25 protein-coding genes are annotated in these 24,092 nt (G+C 71.2%); 8 read left to right on the top strand and 17 right to left on the bottom strand.

Annotated elements, in window-relative coordinates; all coding sequences use genetic code 11:
* Positions 1–109: 109 nt before the first annotated feature.
* Positions 110–2,254: a penicillin-binding protein 2 gene (gene mrdA, locus ACIRNI_RS14490; protein WP_403551461.1), complete on the bottom strand. Its 2,145-nt coding sequence runs from the start codon at positions 2,252–2,254 to the stop codon at positions 110–112.
* Between the two features lie 168 nt (positions 2,255–2,422).
* Entirely contained in the window at positions 2,423–3,805 is a 1,383-nt protein-coding gene (locus ACIRNI_RS14485) for a glycine--tRNA ligase (protein ID WP_403551459.1), read from the bottom strand.
* Positions 3,806–3,948: 143 nt separating this feature from the next.
* Between ACIRNI_RS14485 and ACIRNI_RS14480 the strand changes: the two genes are divergently transcribed.
* The 4 genes from ACIRNI_RS14480 to ACIRNI_RS14465 all read left to right on the top strand — a co-directional run bounded on the left by ACIRNI_RS14480 (position 3,949) and on the right by ACIRNI_RS14465 (position 7,160).
* A complete protein-coding gene (locus ACIRNI_RS14480) occupies positions 3,949–4,941 on the top strand; it encodes a metal ABC transporter substrate-binding protein (RefSeq protein ID WP_403551457.1) in 993 nt (330 codons plus the stop codon).
* Between the two features lie 38 nt (positions 4,942–4,979).
* Positions 4,980–5,744 carry a metal ABC transporter ATP-binding protein gene (locus ACIRNI_RS14475; RefSeq protein ID WP_403551455.1) on the top strand — a complete coding sequence of 255 codons (765 nt, stop codon included), beginning with the start codon at positions 4,980–4,982 and terminating at the stop codon, positions 5,742–5,744.
* 2 nt (positions 5,745–5,746) lie between these two features.
* On the top strand, positions 5,747–6,640 hold the full coding sequence (locus tag ACIRNI_RS14470; RefSeq protein ID WP_403551453.1) for a metal ABC transporter permease: 894 nt from the start codon (positions 5,747–5,749) through the stop codon (positions 6,638–6,640).
* Between the two features lie 91 nt (positions 6,641–6,731).
* Entirely contained in the window at positions 6,732–7,160 is a 429-nt protein-coding gene (locus ACIRNI_RS14465; protein ID WP_403551451.1) for a Fur family transcriptional regulator, read from the top strand.
* A 67-nt stretch (positions 7,161–7,227) separates the two neighbouring features.
* Here the strand turns inward: ACIRNI_RS14465 and ACIRNI_RS14460 are convergent, their stop codons facing one another.
* From ACIRNI_RS14460 to map, 5 genes are all read right to left on the bottom strand, one after another.
* On the bottom strand, positions 7,228–7,566 hold the full coding sequence (locus tag ACIRNI_RS14460) for a hypothetical protein (protein WP_403551449.1): 339 nt from the start codon (positions 7,564–7,566) through the stop codon (positions 7,228–7,230).
* Positions 7,563–8,423 carry an isoprenyl transferase gene (locus ACIRNI_RS14455; RefSeq protein WP_403551447.1) on the bottom strand — a complete coding sequence of 287 codons (861 nt, stop codon included), beginning with the start codon at positions 8,421–8,423 and terminating at the stop codon, positions 7,563–7,565. The genes ACIRNI_RS14460 and ACIRNI_RS14455 overlap by 4 nt, the downstream gene beginning before the upstream one ends.
* A 26-nt stretch (positions 8,424–8,449) precedes the next feature.
* A complete protein-coding gene (gene recO, locus ACIRNI_RS14450) occupies positions 8,450–9,196 on the bottom strand; it encodes a DNA repair protein RecO (RefSeq protein WP_403551445.1) in 747 nt (248 codons plus the stop codon).
* A gap of 86 nt (positions 9,197–9,282) precedes the next feature.
* The gene (locus ACIRNI_RS14445; RefSeq protein ID WP_403551443.1) at positions 9,283–9,498 is read right to left on the bottom strand and encodes a hypothetical protein; all 216 of its coding nucleotides are present in this window, start codon (positions 9,496–9,498) and stop codon (positions 9,283–9,285) included.
* A 324-nt stretch (positions 9,499–9,822) separates the two neighbouring features.
* Complete coding sequence (gene map, locus ACIRNI_RS14440) at positions 9,823–10,590, bottom strand: type I methionyl aminopeptidase (RefSeq protein WP_403551441.1); 768 nt, start codon at positions 10,588–10,590, stop codon at positions 9,823–9,825.
* Between the two features lie 50 nt (positions 10,591–10,640).
* Between map and ACIRNI_RS14435 the strand changes: the two genes are divergently transcribed.
* Complete coding sequence (locus tag ACIRNI_RS14435) at positions 10,641–10,925, top strand: helix-turn-helix domain-containing protein (protein WP_403551439.1); 285 nt, start codon at positions 10,641–10,643, stop codon at positions 10,923–10,925.
* Between the two features lie 48 nt (positions 10,926–10,973).
* Here the strand turns inward: ACIRNI_RS14435 and ACIRNI_RS14430 are convergent, their stop codons facing one another.
* Positions 10,974–11,765: a hypothetical protein gene (locus tag ACIRNI_RS14430; protein WP_403551437.1), complete on the bottom strand. Its 792-nt coding sequence runs from the start codon at positions 11,763–11,765 to the stop codon at positions 10,974–10,976.
* A gap of 170 nt (positions 11,766–11,935) precedes the next feature.
* Between ACIRNI_RS14430 and ACIRNI_RS14425 the strand changes: the two genes are divergently transcribed.
* Positions 11,936–13,300: an FAD-dependent oxidoreductase gene (locus ACIRNI_RS14425; RefSeq protein WP_403551435.1), complete on the top strand. Its 1,365-nt coding sequence runs from the start codon at positions 11,936–11,938 to the stop codon at positions 13,298–13,300.
* A gap of 78 nt (positions 13,301–13,378) precedes the next feature.
* Here ACIRNI_RS14425 and ACIRNI_RS14420 read toward each other — a convergent pair whose 3' ends face one another.
* The 5 genes from ACIRNI_RS14420 to leuA form a co-directional block, all read right to left on the bottom strand.
* A complete protein-coding gene (locus tag ACIRNI_RS14420; RefSeq protein ID WP_403551433.1) occupies positions 13,379–14,215 on the bottom strand; it encodes a nitroreductase/quinone reductase family protein in 837 nt (278 codons plus the stop codon).
* A 261-nt stretch (positions 14,216–14,476) separates the two neighbouring features.
* Positions 14,477–15,529: an ornithine cyclodeaminase family protein gene (locus ACIRNI_RS14415; RefSeq protein WP_403551430.1), complete on the bottom strand. Its 1,053-nt coding sequence runs from the start codon at positions 15,527–15,529 to the stop codon at positions 14,477–14,479.
* Between the two features lie 78 nt (positions 15,530–15,607).
* Positions 15,608–16,942 (bottom strand): penicillin-binding transpeptidase domain-containing protein, encoded by a 1,335-nt coding sequence (locus ACIRNI_RS14410; RefSeq protein ID WP_403551428.1) that lies wholly within the window; start codon positions 16,940–16,942, stop codon positions 15,608–15,610.
* 78 nt (positions 16,943–17,020) lie between these two features.
* Positions 17,021–17,716, bottom strand: a complete 696-nt coding sequence (locus ACIRNI_RS14405; protein ID WP_403551426.1) for a TerB family tellurite resistance protein — start codon at positions 17,714–17,716, stop codon at positions 17,021–17,023.
* A gap of 150 nt (positions 17,717–17,866) precedes the next feature.
* Positions 17,867–19,639 carry a 2-isopropylmalate synthase gene (gene leuA / locus ACIRNI_RS14400; RefSeq protein WP_403551424.1) on the bottom strand — a complete coding sequence of 591 codons (1,773 nt, stop codon included), beginning with the start codon at positions 19,637–19,639 and terminating at the stop codon, positions 17,867–17,869.
* A gap of 324 nt (positions 19,640–19,963) precedes the next feature.
* Between leuA and ACIRNI_RS14395 the strand changes: the two genes are divergently transcribed.
* Together ACIRNI_RS14395 and ACIRNI_RS14390 are read left to right on the top strand one after the other, a co-directional pair.
* On the top strand, positions 19,964–21,076 hold the full coding sequence (locus ACIRNI_RS14395) for a M4 family metallopeptidase (RefSeq protein WP_403551422.1): 1,113 nt from the start codon (positions 19,964–19,966) through the stop codon (positions 21,074–21,076).
* Positions 21,077–21,085: 9 nt separating this feature from the next.
* A complete protein-coding gene (locus ACIRNI_RS14390) occupies positions 21,086–21,352 on the top strand; it encodes a protealysin inhibitor emfourin (RefSeq protein WP_403551420.1) in 267 nt (88 codons plus the stop codon).
* Positions 21,353–21,472: 120 nt separating this feature from the next.
* Here the strand turns inward: ACIRNI_RS14390 and era are convergent, their stop codons facing one another.
* The 4 genes from era to ACIRNI_RS14370 are packed head-to-tail and all read right to left on the bottom strand — an operon-like array spanning position 21,473 to position 24,001.
* Positions 21,473–22,423: a GTPase Era gene (era, locus tag ACIRNI_RS14385; RefSeq protein ID WP_403551418.1), complete on the bottom strand. Its 951-nt coding sequence runs from the start codon at positions 22,421–22,423 to the stop codon at positions 21,473–21,475.
* Positions 22,401–22,847: a hypothetical protein gene (locus ACIRNI_RS14380; RefSeq protein ID WP_403551417.1), complete on the bottom strand. Its 447-nt coding sequence runs from the start codon at positions 22,845–22,847 to the stop codon at positions 22,401–22,403. Before ACIRNI_RS14380 ends, era begins: the two co-directional genes overlap by 23 nt.
* A 44-nt stretch (positions 22,848–22,891) precedes the next feature.
* Positions 22,892–23,245 (bottom strand): cytidine deaminase, encoded by a 354-nt coding sequence (locus ACIRNI_RS14375; protein WP_403551415.1) that lies wholly within the window; start codon positions 23,243–23,245, stop codon positions 22,892–22,894.
* A 27-nt stretch (positions 23,246–23,272) separates the two neighbouring features.
* Complete coding sequence (locus ACIRNI_RS14370; RefSeq protein ID WP_403551414.1) at positions 23,273–24,001, bottom strand: hypothetical protein; 729 nt, start codon at positions 23,999–24,001, stop codon at positions 23,273–23,275.
* Positions 24,002–24,092: the final 91 nt, after the last annotated feature.

Below are 24,092 nucleotides of genomic sequence, written 5' to 3'. Positions count from 1 at the left end.
CTCCCAATGGGGTGAGAAGTGATCGGAACGTCGTACCTGGGGGGATCTCACTCGTAGATCTGGAAGAGCCACATGCCGTCGACGTTAACCGCCGCCGCCCCGCCTCGCATCAGCTTTTCGGCTTGGCCACCGCCCCCGACGGGCGTCCCGGCTTGTACGGCTGGACGGGCGGCGCGTCGATCGTGCCGTCGGGCTGGATCTTGGGCAGCGCCGTCTGCGGCTGGGGCAGCAGCGCGCGCGTGAGGTCCTGGTTGCCCTGCTTGTCCAGGCCGTACAGCGCGTCGTAGATGTTGCGCACGGCCGGGCCCGAGGCCCCGGATCCCGTACCGCCCTGTGCGATCGTCATGACGATCGCGTAGTCCTTGGTGTACGTGGCGAACCACGACGTCGTCTGCTTGCCGTAGACCTCGGCCGTGCCGGTCTTGGCGTGCATCGGGATCTTGTCCTGCGGCCAGCCGCCGAACCGCCAGGCGGCGGTGCCGCGCGTGGCGACCCCGGCGAGGGCGTCGCCCATCTGCTCCAGCAGCTTCCTGTCGACCGGGAGCTTGCCGCGCGCCTTGGGCTTGATCTCGTCGACCGTGCGGCCGTCGGGGCTGACGACCGCCTTGCCGACGCTCGGGGTGTAGAGCGTGCCGCCGTTGGAGAGCGCGGCGTAAATGGTGGCCATCTGGATCGGCGTGACGAGCGTGTCGCCCTGTCCGATGGAGTAGTTCACGGAGTCACCGGCGCGCAGGTCCTTGAAGGAGACGCAGTTCTCGTACGCGATCCGCTCCGTGTACGAGCCGTTCTTCTTGCCCTGCTCGCACCAGGCGTCCTTGTTGGCCTCCCAGTAGTCCTGCTTCCACCGGCGGTCGGGGACCCGGCCCTTGACCTCGTTGGGCAGGTCGATGCCGGTCTCCTTCCCCAGCCCGAACTGGCGGGCGGTGGTGTAGAAGACGTCCTTGGCGTTCTTCTTCGGCTTGGTGCCGCCGTCCTTGCGCCACTCCTCGTGCGCCAGCCGGTAGTACACGGTGTCGCAGGAGACCTCGAGGGCGCGGCCGAGGTCGATCATGCCGTAGCCCTTCGACTCGAAGTTCGAGAAGGACCGGTCGCCGATGGAGTACGAGCTGGAGCAGTCGTAGCGGCCGTTGAACCGGTATCCGGCGTTGACGGCGGCGGTGGTCGGGATGACCTTGAAGATGGAGCCGGGCGCCGACTGGCCCTGGATGGCCCGGTTGAGCAGCGGGAAGTTGGACTTCTCGCCGGTGAGCTTGGCGTAGTCCTTGGCGGATATGCCGCCGACCCAGGCGTTGGGGTCGTAGTCCGGCAGCGAGGCCATGGCCACGATGCGGCCGGTCTTGGCCTCCATGACCACGACGGCGCCGGAGTCGGCCTCGTACTTCCGCTTCGTGTTGCGGTCGAACTCCTTGCGGGCGGCCTTCATCGCCTCGTTGAGCTCGTACTCGGCGACCGCCTGCACGCGCGCGTCGATGGAGGTGACGACGTTGGAGCCGGGCCGGGCCGGGTCGCGCCGGGCCTCACCGAGGACCCGTCCGAGGTGGTCGACCTCGTACCGCGTGATGCCGGCCTTGCCGCGCAGCTCCTTGTCGTACGTGCGCTCCAGGCCGGAGCGGCCGACCTGGTCGGAGCGGAGGAACGGCGAGTCGCTGTGCTTCGCCTTCTCGATCTCCTGGTCCGTGACGGGCGAGAGGTAGCCGAGGACCTGCGCGGTGCGCGCGCCGCCGGGCGCGGTGTAGCGGCGTACGGCGGTGGGCTCCGCGGTGATGCCGGGGAAGTCCTCGGCGCGCTCGCGGATCTGGAGGGCCTGCTTGGGGGTTGCCTCGTCGGTGACGGGGATCGGCTGGTACGGCGAGCCGTTCCAGCAGGGCTGCGGGGTGTCGGCGTCGCAGAGGCGGACCTTGTCCATGACCTCCTTCGGCGCCAGGCCGAGCACGCCCGCGAGCCGCGTGAGGACGCCCTTGCCGTCGTCCTTCATCTTCATCAGCTCGGTACGGGAGGCCGACACGACCAGACGCGTCTCGTTGTCGGCGAGCGGTACGCCCCGGGCGTCGAGTATCGAGCCGCGCACGGCCGGCTGGACGACCTGCTGCACGCGGTTGCGGGACGCCTCCTCGGCGTACTCCTGGCCGTTGCGGATCTGCATGTACCAGAGGCGGCCGCCGAGGGTCAGCAGCAGGGAGAACACCAGCACCTGGAGGACGACGAGTCGTATCCGCACGCGCGGAGTGCGCCCGGTCTCCGGAATGTTGGTCACGTGTACCGCTCCCCCCTGCCCAGCCCTGCCTGTGTCCCGAGCTTAGGTGACGCCAAGATCCCCCCACGGCCCGGCCCCCGCCCTCCTCAACCGGCCGACGGGCGCGTACGAAACGGGCGCCCGCCCCCGTGAGGGAGCGGGCGCCCGCAGCGCGGTGCGACGCGTGCGTCAGCAGCCGATGAGGCGGCTCGCGAGGTAGCCCTGGATCTGGTCCAGGGAGACGCGCTCCTGCTTCATGGTGTCGCGCTCGCGCACGGTCACCGCGTTGTCGTCGAGGGTGTCGAAGTCGACGGTGACGCAGAACGGCGTGCCGATCTCGTCCTGGCGGCGGTAGCGGCGGCCGATGGCGCCCGCGTCGTCGAACTCGATGTTCCAGTTCTGGCGCAGGTCGGTGGCGAGGCCCTTGGCCTTCGGCGACAGCTGCGGGTTGCGGGAGAGCGGCAGCACCGCGACCTTGACCGGCGCGATGCGCGGGTCGAGGCGCATGACGGTGCGCTTCTCCATGACGCCCTTGGCGTTCGGGGCCTCGTCCTCGTTGTACGCGTCGAGGAGGAACGCCAGCATCGTGCGGCCGACACCGGCGGCGGGCTCGATGACGTACGGCGTCCAGCGCTCGCCGGCCTCCTGGTCGAAGAACGACAGGTCCTGGCCGGAGGCCTTGGAGTGGGCGCTCAGGTCGTAGTCGGTGCGGTTGGCGACGCCCTCGAGCTCACCCCACTCGTTGCCGCCGAACTGGAAGCGGTACTCGATGTCGGCGGTGCGCTTGGAGTAGTGGGAGAGCTTCTCCTTGGGGTGCTCGTACCAGCGCATGTTCTCCTCACGGAGACCCAGGCCCGTGTACCAGTTCCAGCGCTGCTCCATCCAGTATTCCTGCCACTGCTCGTCCTCGCCCGGCTTGACGAAGAACTCCATCTCCATCTGCTCGAACTCGCGGGTGCGGAAGATGAAGTTGCCCGGAGTGATCTCGTTCCGGAAGGACTTGCCCATCTGCGCGATGCCGAACGGCGGCTTCTTGCGCGAGGTCTGCTGCACCTGCGCGAAGTTGGTGAAGATGCCCTGGGCGGTCTCGGGGCGCAGGTAGGCGACGGAGCCGGAGTCCTGGGTCGGGCCGAGGTGCGTGGAGAGCAGGCCGGAGAACTGCTTGGGCTCGGTGAAGGTGCCCTTGTTGCCGCAGTTGGGGCAGTTGAGGTCGGCGAGGCCGTTCTCGGGGAGGCGGCCGTGCTTCGCCTCGTACGCCTCCTCCAGGTGGTCCGCGCGGAAGCGCTTGTGGCAGGAGGTGCACTCGGTGAGCGGGTCGGTGAAGGTGGCGACGTGGCCGGAGGCCTCCCAGACCTCGGGGGCGAGGATCACCGACGAGTCGAGACCGACGACGTCCTCACGCGAGGTGACCATGTAACGCCACCACTGGCGCTTGATGTTCTCCTTCAGCTCGACACCCAGCGGCCCGTAGTCCCAGGCGGCGCGCTGTCCGCCGTAGATCTCGCTGCAGGGGTAGACGAAGCCACGGCGCTTGCTCAGGCTGACGATGGTGTCGATCTTGTCGGCGGCCACGGTGCTCTCTTCAGTACGACGATGAGGAACGGCGAATGCTTCAGATTAGCGGCGCGCGGGGGCTCTGGATCAAATCGGGGGTGGGCTGGGCCACATACCACGTTTGTTGACAATCGTTTCCACTTTTGATGAAAATGAATCCCATGAACGTACGACGCCGCCTCATACCCACCACCGCCGTCACCGGAGCCGTGATCCTCGGCCTGGTCACGCTCTCCGCCTGTTCGGACGCGTCCGGCGCCGGCGGCAAGGGGAACGGCGGCAAGCTGGACGTGGTGGCGTCCTTCTACCCCATGCAGTTCCTGGCCGAGCAGATAGGCGGCGACCACGTCACCGTCAACACGCTCACCAAGCCGGGTGTCGAGCCGCACGACCTGGAGCTCAAGGCGAGCCAGGTCCGCGAGCTGGGTCAGGCGGACTACGTCCTCTACCTCAAGGGCATCCAGCCCGCCGTCGACGAGGCGATCCAGCAGGCGGGCGTCAAGAACACGGTGGACGCCGCGACCCTCACCAAGCTGGAGCCGCACGGCACCGAGACCGGCGGCCACGACCACGGCCACGAAGAGGGCCACGCGGAAGAGGGTCACGAAGAGGGCCACGGCGAAAAGGAAGCGGGCGCCGACCCGCACATCTGGCTGGACCCGGTGAAGTACGCCGAGGTCGCCAAGGGCGTCGGCGCCTCCCTGGAGAAGGCCGACCCGGACCACGCCGCCGACTACAAGAAGAACACCGCGGAGCTGGTGAAGAAGCTCGACGCCCTCCACGCGAAGTTCGACCAGGGCCTGAAGAACACCTCCACCCGCACCTTCATCACCACCCACTCCGCCTTCGGCTACCTCGCCGAGCGCTACAAGCTGGACCAGGAGGGCATCTCCGGCGTGGACCCCGAGTCCGAGCCGAGCCCCGCCCGGATCAAGGAGCTGCGCGACGTCGCGAAGGAGGAGAAGGTCACGACCGTCTTCTTCGAGACGCTCGCCAGCGACAAGACCGCGAAGACCCTCGCGAAGGACGCCGGCCTGAAGACGGACGTCCTGGACCCGCTGGAGGGAATCACGGACAAGTCCAAGGGCGCTGACTACATCGAGGTGATGGAGTCCAACCTCGCGGCGCTGAAGAAGGCCCTCGGCGCCAAGTGACATCCCCCGCACGTCAAGCACGCAACGGAGGCAGCGACGTGAGCAGCGAGCCCGTCATATCCGTCCGCGAGGCCACCGCCACCCTGGGCGCCCGCCCCGTGCTGCGCGGCATCGACCTCACCGTGCACCGCGGTGAGGTCGTCGCCCTGCTCGGCGCGAACGGCTCGGGCAAGTCGACCGCCGTCCGCTCGGTGATCGGCCAGGTCCCGCTCACCGGCGGGTCCGTCGCCCTCTTCGGTACGGAGCTGAAGCGCTTCCGCGACTGGGCGCGCGTCGGTTACGTACCGCAGCGCACGACCGCCGCGAGCGGGGTGCCGGCGACCGTCCGCGAGGTGGTCTCCTCCGGCCGCCTGTCGCGTACGAGGCTGAAGTGGCCGTCCAGGGCCGACAAGGCGGCCGTGGAGCGGGCCATCGCGCTCGTGGGGCTCGCCGACCGCGCCAAGGACTCCGTCGGCGGCCTGTCCGGGGGCCAGCACCAGCGGGTGCTGATCGCCCGGGCGCTCGCCTCCGAACCCGACCTGCTGATCATGGACGAGCCCATGGCGGGCGTCGACCTGGCCAGTCAGGAGGTGCTCGCCTCGACCCTGCGCGAGCAGGTCGCGGGCGGCACGACCGTCCTGCTCGTGCTGCACGAGCTGGGCCCGCTGGAGCCGCTGATCGACCGCGCGGTCGTGCTGCGCGACGGCTGCGTGGTCCACGACGGGCCGCCGCCCGAGGCCGTCGGCCAGCACGCGCTGCCCGGCCACGACCACGTACATCCGCACGCGGCCCACGAGCCGCTCCGCACGGGACTGCTGACCTGATCATGGACCTTTTGCACGACACCTTCATGCAACGGGCGCTCCTCGCGGCCGTCCTGGTCGGCATCACCGCTCCCGCCGTCGGCATCCACCTGGTGCAGCGCCGCCAGGCCCTGATGGGCGACGGCATCGGCCACGTCGCCATGACGGGCGTCGGCCTCGGATTCCTGATGTCCGCCAACCCCGTCTGGATGGCCACGCTGGTGGCGGTCGCCGGCGCCGTGACGATGGAGCTGATCCGGACGTACGGGCGCACGCGCGGCGACATCGCGCTGGCGCTGCTCTTCTACGGCGGCATGGCCGGCGGCGTCATGCTGATCAACCTCTCCCCGACCGGCTCGAACGCCAACCTCGTCTCGTACCTCTTCGGCTCCCTGTCGACGGTCTCGGACGAGGACGTCGTCGCGATGTGCGTGCTGGCGGCCTTCGTGCTGCTGGTCACGCTGGGGCTGCGGCGCCAGCTCTTCGCGATCAGCCAGGACGAGGAGTTCGCGCGCGTGACCGGCCTGCCGGTGCGCACGCTCAACCTGCTGGTCGCGATCACCGCCGCGGTCACCGTGACGGTGGCCATGCGGGTCGTCGGTCTGCTGCTGATCAGCGCGCTGATGGTGGTCCCGGTCGCGGCCGCGCAGCAGCTGTCGCGCAGCTTCCGTGCGACGTTCGCGGTGGCGGTGCTCATCGGTACGGGCGTGACGCTGGCCGGCACGGTCACGACGTACTACAACGACGTGCCGCCGGGTGCGACGATCGTGCTGATGGCCATCGCGGTGTTCGTCGTCCTGACCGCCCTGGCCACCCCGCTGGCCCGGCGCCGCGCCCGGGCGGCGGAGCGCGCCGCGCCGCAGAGCTGCGACCTCGACGTCGCCCCCGCGGACGACGTCAAGGCGGCGAAGGGCTGAGTACGGTCTGCCGGGCCCCGCGGGACGGCCTGGCAGAATGGCCCGACGGACTGGACGAATTTCCGAGCGGGCCGAGGCTAAGGAGGCACCTGTGGCGACGGCTGGACCTACCGGCGTACGCGGCCGGTCGACCCGACAGCGAGCCGCCGTTTCGGCGGCGCTGAACGAGGTGGACGAGTTCCGCAGCGCGCAGGAGCTGCACGACATGCTCAAGCACCGCGGCGACTCCGTGGGCCTGACGACGGTCTACCGCACCCTGCAGTCGCTCGCCGACGCGGGGGAGGTGGATGTGCTGCGCACCAGCGACGGCGAGGCCGTCTACCGCCGCTGCTCCTCGGGCGAGCACCACCACCACCTGGTGTGCCGCGTCTGCGGCAAGGCGGTCGAGGTCGAGGGCCCGGCGGTCGAGCAGTGGGCGGAGACGATCGCGGCGGAGCACGGCTTCGTGAACGTGGCGCACACGGTGGAGATCTTCGGCACGTGCACGGAGTGCGCGGCGTCGCTGAAGGGCGACGCCTGACGGACCCCGCGCACATGAGTGAAGCCCTTGGCCATGGCCAAGGGCTTCACTCATGCCGCCTCGTCGTTCAGAGGTCGTAGCAGCGGTACGTACCGTCGTCGTCGCGCCCCACGCTGTTGTGGTCCCAGCAGTGCAGCACCGGCCCCAGCGTGTACACCCGCCACGCCAGCAGCAGGACCACGCAGGCGGTCGCCGCCTGGGCGAGGCGGGAGCGGACCCCCGCCAGCACCAGTCCGGCGGCCGCCACCACGACCGCGAAGACACCGACGGCGATCACGGGGATCGTGAGGTTCTCCCGCAGTCCGGGGAAGGACTCCATCTCGATGGTCCCCGCGAAGCTGAAGGCCATCACCAGCAGGGCGAACAGGAACAGCGCGACCGCGACGAGCCTGTGCACCCAGATCACGCCTGCGGGCCCCGCTCGCCGCCCTCGTCCTGCCGGCCCTGCATCGCCAGCAGCTCCTCGTTGGGGATGGCCCCGCCGAAGCGGCGGTCGCGCTGGGCGTACTCCAGGCAGGCCCGCCACAGGTCGCGGCGGTCGAAGTCGGGCCACAGCACGTCCTGGAAGACCATCTCGGCGTACGCGCTCTGCCAGATCAGGTAGTTGGAGGTGCGCTGCTCGCCGCTGGGCCGCAGGAACAGGTCCACGTCCGGCATGTCCGGGTAGTACAGGTACTTCTGGATCGTCTTCTCGCTGACCTTCGACGGGTCGAGCCTGCCCGCCTTCACGTCCTCGGCGATCCGCTGCGCCGCGTCCGCGATCTCCGCGCGGCCGCCGTAGTTCATGCAGAAGTACAGCGTGAGGCGGTCGTTGTCCTTGGTCTGCTCCTGGGCGATCTGGAGCTCCTGGGCCACCGACTTCCACAGCTTCGGCATCCGGCCCACCCAGCGGACCCGGATGCCGAGCTCGTCGAGCTGGTCGCGGGTCTTGCGGATGAAGTCCCGGTTGAAGTTCATCAGGAAGCGCACCTCGTCCGGGGAGCGCTTCCAGTTCTCGGTGGAGAAGGCGTAGAGCGAGATGGCGCCGACGCCCATCTCGATGGCCCCCTGGAGCACGTCCAGCACGCGCTCGGCACCGACCTTGTGGCCCTCGGTACGCGGCAGGCCGCGGTCCTTCGCCCAGCGGCCGTTGCCGTCCATGACGATCGCCACGTGCTTGGGCACCAGCTCGCCGGGGAACTTCGGCGGGCGCGCGCCCGACGGGTGCGGCTCGGGGTCCTTGTAGTCGCGGCGGGACCGGCCCAGGAATCCGCGTCGTGCCATGCGCTCCATCTCCTACTTCCTCTTGTTCACTTCTCCACGTACCGGAGGGAGCGCAGCCCCCGCTCCAGGTGCCAGTGCAGATACGCGGACACCAGTCCGCTCCCCTCCCTGACGTGGCGCGGCTCGCACGCGTCCGCCGTCTCCCAGTCGCCGGTCAGCAGCGCGCTGAGCAGGCCCACGGCCTCCGCAGAGGGTACGACGCTGCCGGGGACCCGGCAGTCGCCGCAGATCACCCCGCCCGCGGCGACCGAGAAGAATCGGTTCGGCCCGGGCAGCCCGCACCGGGCGCAGTCCTCGAACGACGGCGCGTAGCCGTTGACGGCGAGGGAGCGGAGCAGGAAGGCGTCGAGGATCAGGTTCGGCGCGTGCTCGCCGCGCGCGAGGGTCCGCAGCCCGCCGATGAGCAGCAGGTACTGCTGCACGGCGGGCTCGCCCTCATGGTCCGTGAACCGCTCGGCGGTCTCCAGCATGGCCGTCCCGGCGGTGTAGCGGGCGTAGTCGGTGACGATGCCGCTGCCGTACGGGGCGATCGTCTCGCTCTGCGTACACAGCGGCAGCCCGCGCCCCACGAGCTCGCTGCCCCGCGAGAAGAACTGCACGTCGACGTGGCTGAAGGGCTCCAGCCGCGCCCCGAACTTGGACTTCGTCCGCCGTACGCCGCGCGCGACGGCCCGCACGCGCCCGTGCCCGCGCGTGAGGATCGTGATGATGCGGTCCGCCTCGCCCAGCTTCTGGGTGCGCAGCACGATGCCGTCGTCGCGGAACAGGGTCATGGGGCCATTGTCCCGTACGCGGCGGGGCGCCGGGGCCGGGGCCTGGGCCGAGGCCGGGTCTCATGGGCCCGGCCACGTGGCCGGGGTCACGGCACCTCGCCCCGGCTGCGGGCGTTCGCGTACGCCGTCGCCGCGCTGAGCCGCTCCGCGTCCGTCGCGGGCCGCACCCCCTCCGCGGCACACTCCCACTCGCGTCCGCCGCCGTACGGTCTCAGCTGGAGGTGCGGACCCTCGTGCCCCGTCACGCGGCCCACACGCCCCGTGCTGATCTCCACGACGTACGACCCCACGGGCACGCTCATTCCCGGATCCCTTCCCCCGACATCACGGCGGTCCACCGGCGCGCCGTCCGGTGCGGTACGCAATTCGGTCACCGCCTCCACGGCCCGGGCGGGTTCGGTTCCCGCCATCGCCGGCTGCTTCGCTTCATCCATCGCCAACCCCGTCCTTTCCCCGTCTATTTCCCGCTTTCTGCCCTCGCGGTGACGGCCCATCCGTAACATCGGCAGATGCGCGTCCGGAGCAAAGGCCCGAAGGGCGGGCCCGGCGGTGTCGGGGGCGCGGGGGGTGTGGCGGTCCCTGCGCTGGGACGGTGGTACGGAGACCGCCGGGGCCCAGGGCACTTCCTAGGGGAGGGTCAGGATGCGCGGCCCCGCGTCCGTGATGGCGACCGTGTGCTCGATGTGCGCGGCGCGGCTGCCGTCCGTCGTGTGGAGGGTCCAGCCGTCCTCGCCGGTGCGGTAGTCGTCGTTGCCTCCGGCCATGAGCATCGGCTCGATGGCGAGGACCAGGCCGTGGCGCAGCGGGAAGCCGCGGCCCGGGCGGCCCCGGTTGGGGACGTGCGGGTCCTCGTGCATGGTGCGGCCGATGCCGTGGCCGCCGAAGTCCGCGGGCATGCCGCAGCGGGCCGCGCGGGCGACGGCGCCGATGGCGTGGCCGATGTCGCCGACGCGGTTGCCCGGGACGGCCGCGGCGATGCCGGCGTCGAGGGCGCGCCGGGTGGCGTCGATCAGGTCCAGGTCGGCGGGGCGGGGCGTGCCGACGGTGAAGCTGATCGCGGCGTCGCCGGCCCAGCCGTCGAGGACCGCGCCGCAGTCGACGCTGACGAGGTCGCCGTCGCGCAGGCGGTAGTCGGTGGGTACGCCGTGGACGACGGCGTCGTTGACCGACGTGCAGATGACCGCCGGGAACGGCGTGGGGGCGAAGGACGGCTGGTAACCGAGGAAGGGCGAGCGGGCGCCCGCCTTGTCGAGGACCGCGCGGGCCGCCTCGTCCAGTTCCCGCAGCGACACGCCGATGCCCGCCGCTTCCCGTACGGCGGCGAGGGCGTGCGCCACGACCCGCCCGGCCTCCCGCATCACGTCCAGGGCCGCGTCGCTCTTGATCTCCACCATGTTCCGGTGCCTCCCCTTCCAATTGTTATACCGGTATTAGTATCACGGACATGGTGAGAACTCCTTTGACCCCGTGGGAACGGCAGCGCGGAGAGCGGTTCGGCGCGCTGCTGCGCGAGGCGCGCGGCGAGCGCAGCATGGTGGAGGTCGCGGCGGCGGCCGGGGTGTCCGCGGAGACGCTGCGGAAGATCGAGACGGGCCGGGCGCCGACGCCCGCGTTCTTCACGGTGGCGGCACTGGCGGGCGCGCTGGGGCTGTCCCTGGACGAGCTGGCGGTGGCGTGCGCGCCCGACGACCAGGGCGAGGGCGGCCGGCACGAGGCACTCTCGGCCTGACCGGGCCGCCGGGCGGGCCGCCGGGCCGGCTGCCCGGGCAGCCGTGCCCTACTTCAGCTCGTGCCGCTCGCCCTCCCGCTCCTCGAGCGCGACCTCCGTCCTCAGCACCCGCGCCAGCACCACCCCGATCACCATCAGCGCGATCGCGAACCACCTCGGCGCCGCGCCGAAGACCAGGACGAGGACGCCCATCGGGATCAGCAGCCCCACGAAGGGCATCAGGAGGCTGGACACGCGCGGCCTCGGCTCGGTGCCGGGGGCGAGGCGGGCGCGCACCAGGGCGGGGTACCACTCCGTGAAGCGCGCGGCGGTGACGAGCGCCGAGACCTGGACGATCCAGCCGGTCCACAGGTTCTCGGGGTTGCGCAGCAGCAGGTCGCCGACCCCGCCCGCGAGGGCCGCGGCCAGGAAGGCGAGGCCCCACGCCGCCGTGATGGCGACGTTGGTGCGCAGGAAGTCCGGGGTGCGCCAGAACTCCCGGGGCACTTTCCTGCGCGCGTACGGAGTCGTCAGCGGCGCCCGCACCGCGAGGGAGCCGGCCGCGAGGGCGACGAGGGTGAGGTCGGCGAGCTCGTCCGCGTACGTCTCCAGCCAGTGCAGCGTGGGCGGCAGGACGATCAGGCCGATGACGGTGAGGGCGGCGAAGAGGACGAGGCCGGCCACTTCGAGGAACGCGGGCCGTTCCCGTACGAGGACGAGCGCGAGGGCCACCGCGGCGGCGAGCGCGGCGGCCAGTCCGTACCGGCCGGGACCGCTCAGCAGCGAGAAGAGCATCCACGGGGCCATGCCGGTGATGGAGCTGTTCATCAGCCTGGCGCCCCAGCCGGCTCCACCGTTCATACCTCCAGCCTGGCGCGAACCATGCACGAAGGCGAGAGTCCCCATAAGCCCGGCTTATGGGGTCATAGGCGGGGGGCGGGTACCGAGGTGAGGTGAGCCTTACTTAGAGTGCGGTGAGCAGTGGTGTCGCAGCCACAGCTCAGACCACCCACCGCTCGAAGGGAATCCTCATGCCCCGCCCCCTGCGGGTCGCGATCGTCGGCGCCGGCCCCGCCGGTATCTACGCCGCGGACGCGCTGCTGAAGTCCGAGGCCGCCACCGACCCGGGCGTCTCCATCGACCTCTTCGAGCGGATGCCCGCGCCGTTCGGCCTGATCCGGTACGGCGTGGCCCCGGACCACCCGCGGATCAAGGGCATCATCACCGCCCTCCACCAGGTGCTCGACAAGCCGCAGATACGTCTCTTCGGCAATGTCGACTACCCCTCCGACATCACCCTCGACGACCTGCGCGCCTTCTACGACGCGGTGATCTTCTCGACGGGCGCGACGGCGGACCGGGAGCTGAGGATCCCGGGCATCGACCTCGACGGCTCGTACGGCGCCGCCGACTTCGTCTCCTGGTACGACGGGCACCCGGACGTACCGCGCACCTGGCCGCTGGAGGCCGAGAAGGTCGCGGTCCTCGGCGTGGGCAACGTGGCGCTGGACGTGGCCCGCATCCTCGCCAAGACCGCCGACGAGCTGCTCCCGACCGAGATCCCGCCGAACGTCTACGACGGCCTCAAGGCGAACCGCGCCAAGGAGATCCACGTCTTCGGGCGGCGCGGCCCGGCGCAGGCGAAGTTCAGCCCGATGGAGCTGCGCGAGCTGGACCACTCCCCGAACATCGAGGTCATCGTCAACCCCGAGGACATCGACTACGACGGCGGCTCGATCGAGGCGCGGCGCTCCAACAAGCAGGTCGACATGGTCGCCAAGACGCTGGAGAACTGGGCGATCCGCGACATCGGCGACCGGCCGCACAAGCTGTTCCTGCACTTCTTCGAGTCGCCGACCGAGATCGTCGGCGAGGACGGCAGGGTCACCGGCCTGCGCACCGAGCGCACCGAGCTGGACGGCACGGGCAATGTGAAGGGCACGGGCGAGTTCACCACCTGGGACGTCCAGGCGGTCTACCGCGCGGTCGGCTACCTCTCCGACGAACTGCCCAAGCTGCCGTGGGACGCCGTCTCCGGCACCGTCCCGGACGAGGGCGGCCGCGTGATGCAGGGCGACGAGCCGATGCCGTCGACGTACGTCACCGGCTGGATCCGCCGCGGACCCATCGGCCTCATCGGCCACACCAAGGGTGACGCCAACGAGACGGTCTCCCACCTCCTGGAGGACCACCGCGAGGGCCGCCTGCTCACGCCGGAGGCGCCGGGCGAGGACGCCGTCGTCGACTTCCTGCGCGGCAAGGGCGTCGAGTACACGACGTGGGAGGGCTGGTACCGGCTGGACGCCGCCGAGCGCGCGCTGGGCGAGGCCGAGGGCCGCGAGCGCGTGAAGATCGTCGAGCGCGAGGGCATGCTGCGCGCGAGCGCCGAGCAGTAGGCGTACGGCCCTTAGCCGTACAGCTTGCAGGCGTACGCCGGTGGTCCGGGTCCGCGCGGACCCGGGCCACCGGCGTGTTCACGCCTCCAGCAGCGGAATCAGCTGCTCCTCCTCGTACCGGAGGTGCTCCTCCAGTTCGTCGGTGAGCCGCTCGACCTCCGCGAGCACCTGCGGGCCGTCCGCCCCCTCGTCGGAGACGACGTCCCGCAACGCGCCGAGCAGGGCGGCTATCCGCTCGTGCTCCCGCTTCAGCCGGTCCATCACCGGGGCGAGGCCGGGATGGCGGTCGGCGAGCATCGGGAAGAGCATCGCGTCCTCCCCGGTGTGGTGGTTGTGCAGGCCCTGGCAGACGGTGAGGCAGTTGACGCGCAGCTGGGTGCCGAGGCCTCCGGCGGTCCCGGATTCCGCTATCTCCTTGCGGATGAGGCCCAGTTCCCGCCGGAACGCGTCGTGGACGACCTTGATGGCCTCCCCGAAGGACTTCGCGTTGATGTTCGGCGGGCCGGGGACCTCGGTGAGGGCGACCACGGGAATGACGCGGGCCGTCCTGGCCTGGTAGTCGGCCCACCCGGAGTCGGCCTCGACGGCACGGGCGAAGGCGCGGTCGCGTGCGTCGCCCGTCAGGACGGTGGCGTCGGCCTCGTACGTGAAGGCGCCGCTCTCGACGGTCACACGGGGGTTGGCCAGGAGGTTGTGGTACCAGGCGGGATGCCTGGGCGCGCCGCCGGCCGAGGCGATGACCAGGACACGGCCGTCGCCGTCGGGGTAGTAGCCGACGGGGGTGGTGTGGGGCCTGCCGGACCGGGCACCGGTCGTGGTCAGGAGGAGGAGCCGGGCTCCCTCGAACATCCCGCCGACGCGGCCTTGGTGGGCGCGGAACTCGTCGATGACCGTCTGATTGAAATCGTTGGGCAATTCTCTGCTTTCTGCTCCAGGGTGAAGGACTGCTCGTACGCGGAAAGCTCGTTCGCGCGTACGCGGAGAGAAAACAGAAGAAGGCGGGGCTCTGGCCCGCCCCGGCGTCACGCCGAGGCCGGGTGCCCTACTCGTGTGTGGCCCAAGGCCGACCCGGCAGTCACCGCGTCAACGTACCGGCACGCATTCACCCGTCGCAACGACGAAAACCGGCCAAGCGACCGGTCATGCGACGGCCGGGTGACGGCCAGGCGACCGCCGTCAGCCCAGGTCGATCCGCTCCCCGACCGACCGCTCCCGCGCCGCGCGCACCACGAGCGCCGCGGCCACCGCGTCCTGGACGGCGACGCCGACGGACTTGTAGAGGGTGATCTGGTCGGCCGAGGTGCGTCCCGGCCTGCTGCCCGCGACCAGCTCGCCAAGCTCGGCGTGGATGTGGTCCGGGGTGATGACGCCGTCCCGGATCGGGTAGAGCAGGTCGTTGCTCCCGGCGGGGAAGGGCGCCAGCGCGGCCCGCCGGGACTCCACGCAGACGAGCGCGTCGGCGACGGTGGCGTCGTCGACCTCGCGGCCGGCCCGGCTGAAGCCGACGGACGCGATGTGCACGCCGGGGGTGAGCCAGGCCCGGCGTACCACCGGGTCGACGGGATGGGTGGCGGCGACGACGAGGTCCGCGCCGTCGAGCGCGGCGGCGTAGTGGGGCGCCGCCACCGCGTCCACGCCGAGCTCCGCCGACAGCTCCTCGGCCAGCACCCCGGCCCGTACCGCGTCCCGCCCGGCCACCCGGATCTCCCGGACGGGCCGCACCCTGCACATCGCCCGGGCGTGGGTACGCGCCTGCACTCCGGTGCCGAGGAGCGCGAGGACCGCCGCGTCCTCCCGCGCCAGCAGCCGCACCGACAGCGCCGACCCGGCGGCCGTGCGGGCGGCGGTGATGGCGGTCCCGTCCAGCAGCGCGGTCGGCTCACCGGTCTTCGGGTCGAACACCACGATCAGCGCCTGGTGCGTCGGCAACGGCTGCCCGGCCGCACCGGTCACACCGGCCCTGCCGGCCCTGCCGTCCTTGCCCGGCTTGGCGGCCTTCCCTGCGTTGTGCGGGAACACCGACACCAGCTTGCTCAGCAGCACCGCTGCCGCCGGCACGTACCCCGGCATGGCGGCGAGGAAGGCGTCCTGCTCGGACACGACGGCCGCCACCCGGTCGGGCACCGAGGCCCGCCCCTCGCTGAGGTCGACCATCGCCGGACCGAGCCCGTCGATCAGCGCGTCCATGTCGAGCAACGCCTCGACCTGCGACCGTCCCAGTAGCAGCATCCGTCCAGCGTCTGTCAGCCCCGTGTCCGGCAGCGGGGCGACACGCCGGAACCGGCTCCGGTGCGCGGGTGCCGGACCTCAGGAACCCGTGCGCGCCGCGACAGCCCGGCTGATCCCCTCGGCAACGCGCACAGCCGGTGTCGTGCCGCCGGCCCCCCTGACGCACACGGCGATCGCCAGGAGCCTGCCGTCACCGGCGCGGGCGTACGACACCGACCAGGCGGCCGCTCCGTCGCCGTCCTCCGCTGCCGGTGCCGGTGGCGCCACCCACGCCGTCCGGGACGCCGAGGGTCCGAGGGCCGACCGCAGCTGATCGGCGGTCGCCGGCGCGAGGACCCGGCCCGGGGCGTCACCGGTGGCGGGCCGCTGAGTGCTTCCGCCCGCCCGGACCACGTGGTCGACCACCGTCGGACGGACGTACCCGCCTCCGCCGGCGAGGACGGCCATGACCCTCGCCATCTGGACGGGCGTGGCGGTCACTCCGCCGAGTCCGTTGCCGGTCTCGGCGAGGTTCGCCGCACCGTCCCCACCGCGCGGATAGGTGCTCTCGACGGCGCGCACGGGCACGTCGAGCCGGTCGTCGTTGAAGCCGAACGCCTCGGCGGTCTGGGCCAGGGCGTCCTCGCCCAGGTCGGTCGCGACGCCGCCGAAGACGTTGTCGCAGGAGAAGCGCAGGGCGGTCCGCAGGGACGCGTTCTCGCAGCGGGCGGGGACCCCGGCGGCGAGCGGGCTGCGGGTCGGGGTGTCCACGGAGCGGTAGAGGCCCTGCTCGACGGCAGCCGCCGCGACGACGAGGTGGAAGATGTCGCCCGGTGCCACCGCCTGCCGCAGCGCGCGGTTCAGCAGGGGACGGCCCTCGTCGCCGTGCAGCTCCTGCCACGCCTCGGCGTCCTCGGGCATCGCGCCGCTGAAGGCGGCCGGATCGAACGACGGAGCACTCACCAGGGCCTCGATCCGGCCGCTCTCCACGTCCAGCGCGACCGCGGCGCCCTTGCGCCCGCTCAGCCCGTCGGCGGCGGCCTTCTGCAGCGCCGGATCGATGGTCGTCACCACATCGCCGGGCGCGCGCCCACCGTGACGGGCGGCCGGTCCGAGGACGTCCTCGTAGATCATCTCTAGGCCGTTGGCCCCGTAGGCCATCGACCGGTACCCGGTGACGGCGGCGTACAGCTCCCCGTCCGTGTACGTGCGCTGCTGGGGCGCCTTCTCCACGCCGGTCGGCTCCGCCCCCGTGACGGCCCGGCCCGCGACGATGATGTCGCCGAGTCCCTTCGGCTGCCCCGCAGGCGGTTTCCCCTCTCCAGCCCCCGCGGACGGCCGGGGTCCCTGGTCGGGCGTGCATCCCGACAGGGCGGCGGGGAGCAGCGCGACAAGGACGGCGAGCGCGGCCGTGCGCCGGAGAACCGAAGGCATGATGATCACCTTAAGGCGTCAACTCCCTTGTCGGCACGGCCTGATCCTCCGACTCGGGGCGCTGCCCACAACGTGTGGCTAGAACGGCGCGCGCGCCGCCTCCATCAGGCGGACGGTGTCGTCCGCGCAGAGCCGCAGCGCGTTGCCCACGGTCGTCAGGACCTCGCGCTCGGCCTGGGTGTACGCGCCGTCCGCGAGTGCGATCCGCGCGCCCTGGAGGAGGATCGACTCGCGGCCCGCCGGGGCGAGGTGCGGGGTGAGCGGTTCCAGCGCCTCGTGGAGTTCGATGGCGAGCGCGGCGCCGCAGGGCCCGTCGGTGTCGGTGACGAAGCGGCCCGTGTCGGCTTCGAGGGCCTCGATGAGCGAGGCGAGGCTGTCGGCGGTGCAGTCCTCGTACCCGGCCGCGCGGACCGTGGTGACGGCGGTCTGGAGGACCGTGCGGGACGAGGCGCCGCCCGCCGCGAGGACGGCGAGGGCGACGGTGTGGACGGCGTCGCGCAGCATCGCCGAGAAGCGGGCGGTGGTCGGGTGATCGAGGGCGTCCATGCCGAAGTGCGCGTGGCAGGCCGCGCATTCGACGACGGGCCCGGCGAGGCCCCGCGGCAGCAGCGGGACACCGAAAAGAGTGAACCGGCGGCGGCCGGTGCGGCGCCGGTAGTTGCGGTCGCCGCCGCAGCCGGGGCAGAAGAACTCGCCGTCGCCCACGGTGTTCCACGTGGTGGAGATGGAGCAGATGCGCAATTTCCGGCCGCGTGATCCTCGTGCTGGCAGCACGTCGCACCTCCATCTAGCCTCGGCCACCTTGCCGCGTGGGCGTGATGTTAGCCACATCGGTGATGCCGCGTCAGCACCTCGTCCAGAGAACGCCACCGGACATGGCCGAACCCCGCCCGCGGGCGGCGGGCGGGGTTCGGCGTACGGAGATCAGCGCGCGGCGCGGTTCACAGCGGAGATGACCGCCTTCAGCGAGGCGCGGGTGGTGTTGGCGTCGATGCCGATACCCCACAGGACCTTGCCGTCAATGGCGCATTCGATGTACGAGGCGGCCTGCGCGGAGGCGCCCTCGCTCATCGTGTGCTCCTGGTAGTCCAGCAGGCGTACGTCGATGCCGATCGACTGGAGCGCGTCGAAGAAGGCCGAGATCGGACCGTTGCCGGAACCGGTCAGGACGACGTCCTGGCCGTCGACGACCGCCTCGACGGTCAGCGTGTCCGTGCCGTCCTTGTCGGTCGTGGTCTGGCCGGAACGCAGCTGGATGCGGCCCCAGCGCGCCGCGGCGTCGTCCGGGTGGGGCAGGTACTCGTCCTGGAAGACGGCCCAGATGTCCTTCGGCGTGACCTCGCCGCCCTCGGCGTCGGTCTTCGCCTGGATGATCTTCGAGAACTCGATCTGCATGCGGCGCGGCAGGTCCAGCTTGTGGTCGTTCTTCAGGACGTACGCGATGCCGCCCTTGCCGGACTGCGAGTTGACGCGGATGACCGCCTCGTACGACCGGCCGACGTCCTTGGGGTCGATCGGCAGGTACGGCACGGCCCACTCGATCTCGTCGACGGTCTTGCCGGCCGCGGCGGCGGTGGCCTCCATCGCGTCGAAGCCCTTCTTGATGGCGTCCTGGTGGGAGCCGGAGAAGGCGGTGTAGACCAGGTCGCCCGCGTAGGGGTGGCGGGGGTGGACCTCCATCTGGTTGCAGTACTCGGAGGTGCGGCGCACCTCGTCGATCTGCGAGAAGTCGATCTGCGGGTCGACACCCTGCGAGAACAGGTTCATGCCCAGGGTGACCAGGTCGACGTTGCCGGTGCGCTCGCCCTGCCCGAACAGGCAGCCCTCGATGCGGTCGGCACCCGCCATGATGGCCAGCTCGGCCGCCGCCACCGCCGTACCGCGGTCGTTGTGCGGGTGGACGGAGAGGCAGACGAACTCGCGGCGCGACAGGTTGCGCGACATCCACTCGAACCGGTCCGCGTGCGTGGAGGGCGTGGAGCGCTCCACCGTGGCGGGCAGGTTCAGGATGATCTCGCGGCCCTCCTCGGGCTGCCAGACGTCCATGACCCCCTCGCAGACCTCCAGCGCGAAGTCCAGCTCGGTGTCGGTGAAGATCTCGGGGCTGTACTGGTAGCCGAAGGTGGTCTCGTCGCCCAGGATCTTGTCGGCGTACTCCATCACCAGACGGGTGCCGTCGACCGCGATCCGCTTGACGTCGTCCTTGGAGCCGCGGAAGACGACCCGGCGGAAGACGGGCGCGGTGGCGTTGTACAGGTGCACGGTGGCGCGGTGCGCGCCGCGCAGCGACTCGACGGTCCGCTCGATCAGGTCCTCGCGCGCCTGCGTCAGGACGGAGATCGTCACGTCCTCGGGGATCGCGCCCTCTTCGATGATGGAGCGTACGAACGCGAAGTCGGTCTCGCCGGAGGACGGGAAGCCGACCTCGATCTCCTTGTAGCCCATGCGTACGAGCAGGTCGAACATCTCGCGCTTGCGGGCGGGGGACATCGGGTCGATCAGCGCCTGGTTGCCGTCCCGCAGGTCGGTCGACAGCCAGCGCGGTGCCTTGGTGATGCGCTGGTCCGGCCAGGTGCGGTCGGGGATGTCGACGGCGTCGTACGGGCGGTACTTGTGGATGGGCATCCCGGACGCCTTCTGGGTGTGCGTCGCGTTGGTGATGGGCGTGGGACGGCCGATCCACTGGGACTGAGACATTGCGTAGGGCTCCTGGGATGTCCTGATCTGGGGGTCCCCCATGTCCGAAGGGCTATGGGGGAGGCCGACAGGGTCGAACGCAGCACCAGACTCCGCGGGGAGGGGGTCGGCCTACGACTACAGGCCCTCGCCGCGGCAGCTAAGGAGAAGCAGCCCGAAACGCATGATGCGAAGCAGCCTAGCCGAGGGCCACGGTGGGCGGAGGGTCCGTTTCAGTATGCGGGATTCCGTGCCGTAATCACGAGATCATGAGGAATCACTCCTTTTCAGGAATCGCCGTTGCTCCTCGTGACAGCCGCGTTACCGACTGCGACATTGCGGAACATGACCACCGCACCTGCCACGCGCACCTCCGCACCCCGCCCGTCCTCCGCACCCTGCTCGCCGGCGTTCTGCTCCGTCGTCCCGCCGCACCTGCTGGACCGGCTGTCCCGCGCCGCCGACCCGCTGATCGCCGCGGCCGCCCGCCGCACCCTCGTCACGGACGCCGCCAACCGCACCGCCCGCCGCCTGACCACGGTCGCCGGCGCCGCCCCCGTACCGGCGCCGGCCGATGGGGCAGCCGCCGGCGCACCGCGGCGCACGATCCACGACGCCGAGCACAAGACCGCCCTGCCGGGCAGAAAGGTGCGCGAGGAGGGCGGGCAGCCGACGGGTGACGCGACCGTCAACCGCGCGTACGCCGGTCTCGGCGCGACCTTCGAGCTGTTCCGGGACGCGTACGAGCGCGACTCGATCAACGGGTCCGGCCTGCCGCTGGACGCGACGGTCCACTACAGCCGGGAGTACAACAACGCCTTCTGGAACGGCGAGCAGATGGTCTTCGGCGACGGCGACGGCCGGGTCTTCCTCGACTTCACCCTCGCGGTGGACGTCATCGGCCACGAGCTGGCGCACGGCGTCACGCAGTACACGGCGAACCTGGCGTACTTCGGCCAGTCGGGCGCGCTCAACGAGTCGATGTCCGACGTCTTCGGCTCGCTGGTCAAGCAGTACGCGCTGAAGCAGACGGCTGAGCAGGCGGACTGGCTCATCGGGGCCGGGCTGCTGGCCAAGGACGTCCAGGGCGCGGCGCTGCGCTCGATGAAGGCGCCCGGCACGGCGTACGACGACGACGTCCTCGGCAAGGACCCGCAACCCGCGACGATGGACGACTACGTCCACACGGGCGCGGACAACGGCGGCGTGCACATCAACTCCGGCATCCCGAACCACGCCTTCTACCTGGTGGCCACCCGGCTGGGCGGCAACGCCTGGGAGCGGGCCGGGCGCATCTGGTACGACGTGCTGACCGGCGGCGAGCTGGCGGTGGACGCGGAGTTCGCGGACTTCGCCAAGCTGACGGTGGCGGCGGCGCGCGAGCGGTACGGCGCGGGGGGCGCGGAGCACGACGCGGTGACCAAGGCCTGGTCGACGGTGGGGGTGCCGACGGAGTAGACATGGCCCATGCGGATTCGGGTGACGCGCACGGGCGGTTTCGCGGGCATCGAGCGGCGGGCCGAGGTGGACACCTCGGGTCTCCGCGACGCCGCCGAGTGGCACGCCCTGGCCGAGGCGGCGCTCGCCACGGACCGGGACGCGCCGCCGCCCGGGGTGCCGGACGGCTTCCAGTACGAGATCAGCGTGGACGGCCGTACGGTGCACTGCGCGGACCCGCACCTGTCGGAGGCGCAGCGCGAGCTGGTGAGCCGGGTGCTCAGGGAAGGCGCCTGAGCCCGGTGGCGACGGCGGCTGCTCGACCGCCGGCCGGCTGTGTGCGGTGGCCCGCCGCGCCCGGCCGGTCGGGTGTGGACCGGGGTCTCACCCGACCGGTCGGGTTTTGGCCGTCTTGCGTCAGAAGCCGAGCTTGCGTAGCTGCTTGGGGTCGCGCTGCCAGTCCTTGGCGACCTTCACGTGCAGGTCGAGGAAGACCGGCGTACCGAGCAGCGCCTCGATGTGCTTGCGCGACTTGGTGCCGACTTCCTTCAGGCGCTGGCCCTTGGGGCCGATGATGATGCCCTTCTGGCTGGGGCGCTCGATGTAGACGTTGGCGTGGATGTCCAGCAGCGGCTTGTCCGCCGGGCGGTTCTCGCGCGGGATCATCTCCTCGACGACGACCGCGATGGAGTGCGGCAGCTCGTCACGTACGCCTTCCAGCGCGGCCTCGCGGATCAGCTCGGCCACCATGACCTGCTCCGGCTCGTCCGTCAGGTCGCCCTCGGGGTAGAGCGGCGGGGACTCGGGCAGCAGCGGGACGAGCAGGTCGGCCACCAGCTGGACCTGCTTGCCGCCGACCGCCGACACCGGGACGATCTCCTGCCACTCCATGCCCAGCTCCGTGCCGAGCCGGTCGATGGCGATGAGCTGCTCGGCGAGGGTCTTGGAGTCGACCAGGTCGGTCTTGGTGACGATCGCCACCTTCGGGGTCTTCTTGATCCCGGCGAGCTCCTTGGCGATGAACCGGTCGCCGGGGCCGAGCTTCTCGTCCGCCGGGAGGCAGAAGCCGATGACGTCGACCTCGGCCCAGGTGGTGCGGACGACGTCGTTGAGCCGCTCGCCCAGCAGGGTGCGCGGCTTGTGCAGCCCGGGGGTGTCGACGAGCACGAGCTGTGCGTCCGGGCGGTGCACGATGCCGCGCACGGTGTGGCGGGTGGTCTGCGGCCGGTTGGAGGTGATCGCCACCTTCTGTCCGACCAGAGCGTTCGTGAGGGTGGACTTGCCCGCGTTGGGGCGGCCGACGAAGCAGGCGAAACCGGCCCTGTGGGTGGTTTCGGTTTCTGGATTACGAGCGCTCATAGGGGCCATTCTCCCCGATGCGGGCGCCCTCACGTACCGCTGCCCTTCTCGCGCCCTTCCGCATCGCCAGCGCGGAGGCTCCGGCGAGCGCGTAGAGGACGACGAGCACGCCCAGGATCAGGTCCAGCCAGTCGAACGGTTCCCCGCGTACGAGTGCGGCGGCGGCCGGGATGCCCGCGGCGAGCCCGGCCGCGCAGAGCAGCACCGCGGCGGTTCCCCGCATCGCCCGCGCGGCGGCCGGCCGGGGCTTCTTCAGCAGGTCGCCCGCCGCCCACAGCACGAGCAGCAGCGGAAACACGTCGTACGGCTGCGGCCGGCCGTCCCCGACGAACCAGTCGGTGACGTTGATGACAACGCCGATGGCGCCGACCGCCAGCACGATCCAGGGGTAGGTCAAGGCCCCCGTCTTCCGCCCGGTCTTCTCAGTCTTCACGGTCTCCCCGGGCTCCCGCCCGGTCTTCTCCCCCGTGTGCGCCATCAGCCGGCGCTCACCGTGGCGCGCAGCTCGCCGTCCGGGCCGGCCACCAGCACGGGAGTGTCCGGGCCGCCCAGGTCGCGGACGGCGGCGCGGTCCGCGTCCGAGGCGGCGTCGGCCTCGGTGACGACGGCCGCGGCCTCCAGCGACTTCGCGCCGCTGGCCACGGCCATCGCGACCGCCGTCTGGAGCGCGCTGAGGTTCAGCGACTCCAGCGCGACGGTCCCGGCGACGTACGTACGCCCGGTCTCGTCCCGCACCGCCGCGCCCTCGGGCACACCGTTGCGGGCACGGGCGCTGCGCGCCAACGTGATGATCTTGCGGTCCTCGGGGCCGACTTCGGTGCTCTGTGTCATGCCCCGAGGATAAGTCCGCGATCAGTGTCAGCCCTGGGCGGCCTTGGCGAACTTGTCGCCCGCGATCTTGGCGAGGTCGTTGACGCTCTTGCCGGCGTTCGCGGTGCCGGGCATGTAGATGACCCTGCTCACGCCCGCACCCTGACGGGCGACGACCACGTTGATCGTGAGCGCCATCTCGCCGCCGAGGTCCATGCTCAGGGCGACGCCGTGGGTCTCCTCGCCGCTCTTCGGCGCGTCCAGCTTCGTGACCTTGATCACCATGGGGGTGCCCTCCAGCTCCGTGCTGAAGGAGGCGCACTTGTCCGCAGCGGTGCCGGTGGACTTCATGAAGTCCGTGGCGCCGGTGCCGGGGAAGCTCATGATCTGGTGGGTGAGCTGGCTCGCGCCGTTGTCACCGCGGAAGTCCTCTTCGGCGCCGATGGTCGCACCGGCGATCTTCTTCTGCAGCAGGTCGGAGAGAGGCTGGCACTCAGGCTTGTCGACCTTGTACGTGTTGTCGTCGCCGGGCTCGGTCGGGGCGTCGGCCCAGCCCTTGGGCAGGTCCGCGACGGCGAGGACGCCCGCCTTCATCTGCGCCTCGGTGAGCGGCTTCGCGGCGGCCTCCGCCGGCTTCTCCGCGGACGCGCTGGGCGCCTCGGACGTCTTGGCCTTGTCCGAGCCGCCCTTGTCGGCGGAGCCACCGCACGCGGCGGTGAAGGTGAGCGCGGAAACGGTGAGCGCGACGGCAGCGCCGCGACGTATGCGGGTACGCATGAAGATGTGTTCTCCCCTTGGGATGTGGATGTTCCTGGGGAGCACGGTTCCCCCCTCCCCGCCGGTGACCGGCCGGGCTGAGAATACACAC

The organism is Streptomyces sp. NPDC093546, from assembly GCF_044765045.1.
In the GTDB taxonomy this organism is placed as follows: domain Bacteria; phylum Actinomycetota; class Actinomycetes; order Streptomycetales; family Streptomycetaceae; genus Streptomyces.
This window is presented reverse-complemented; position numbering and strand designations above follow the sequence as displayed.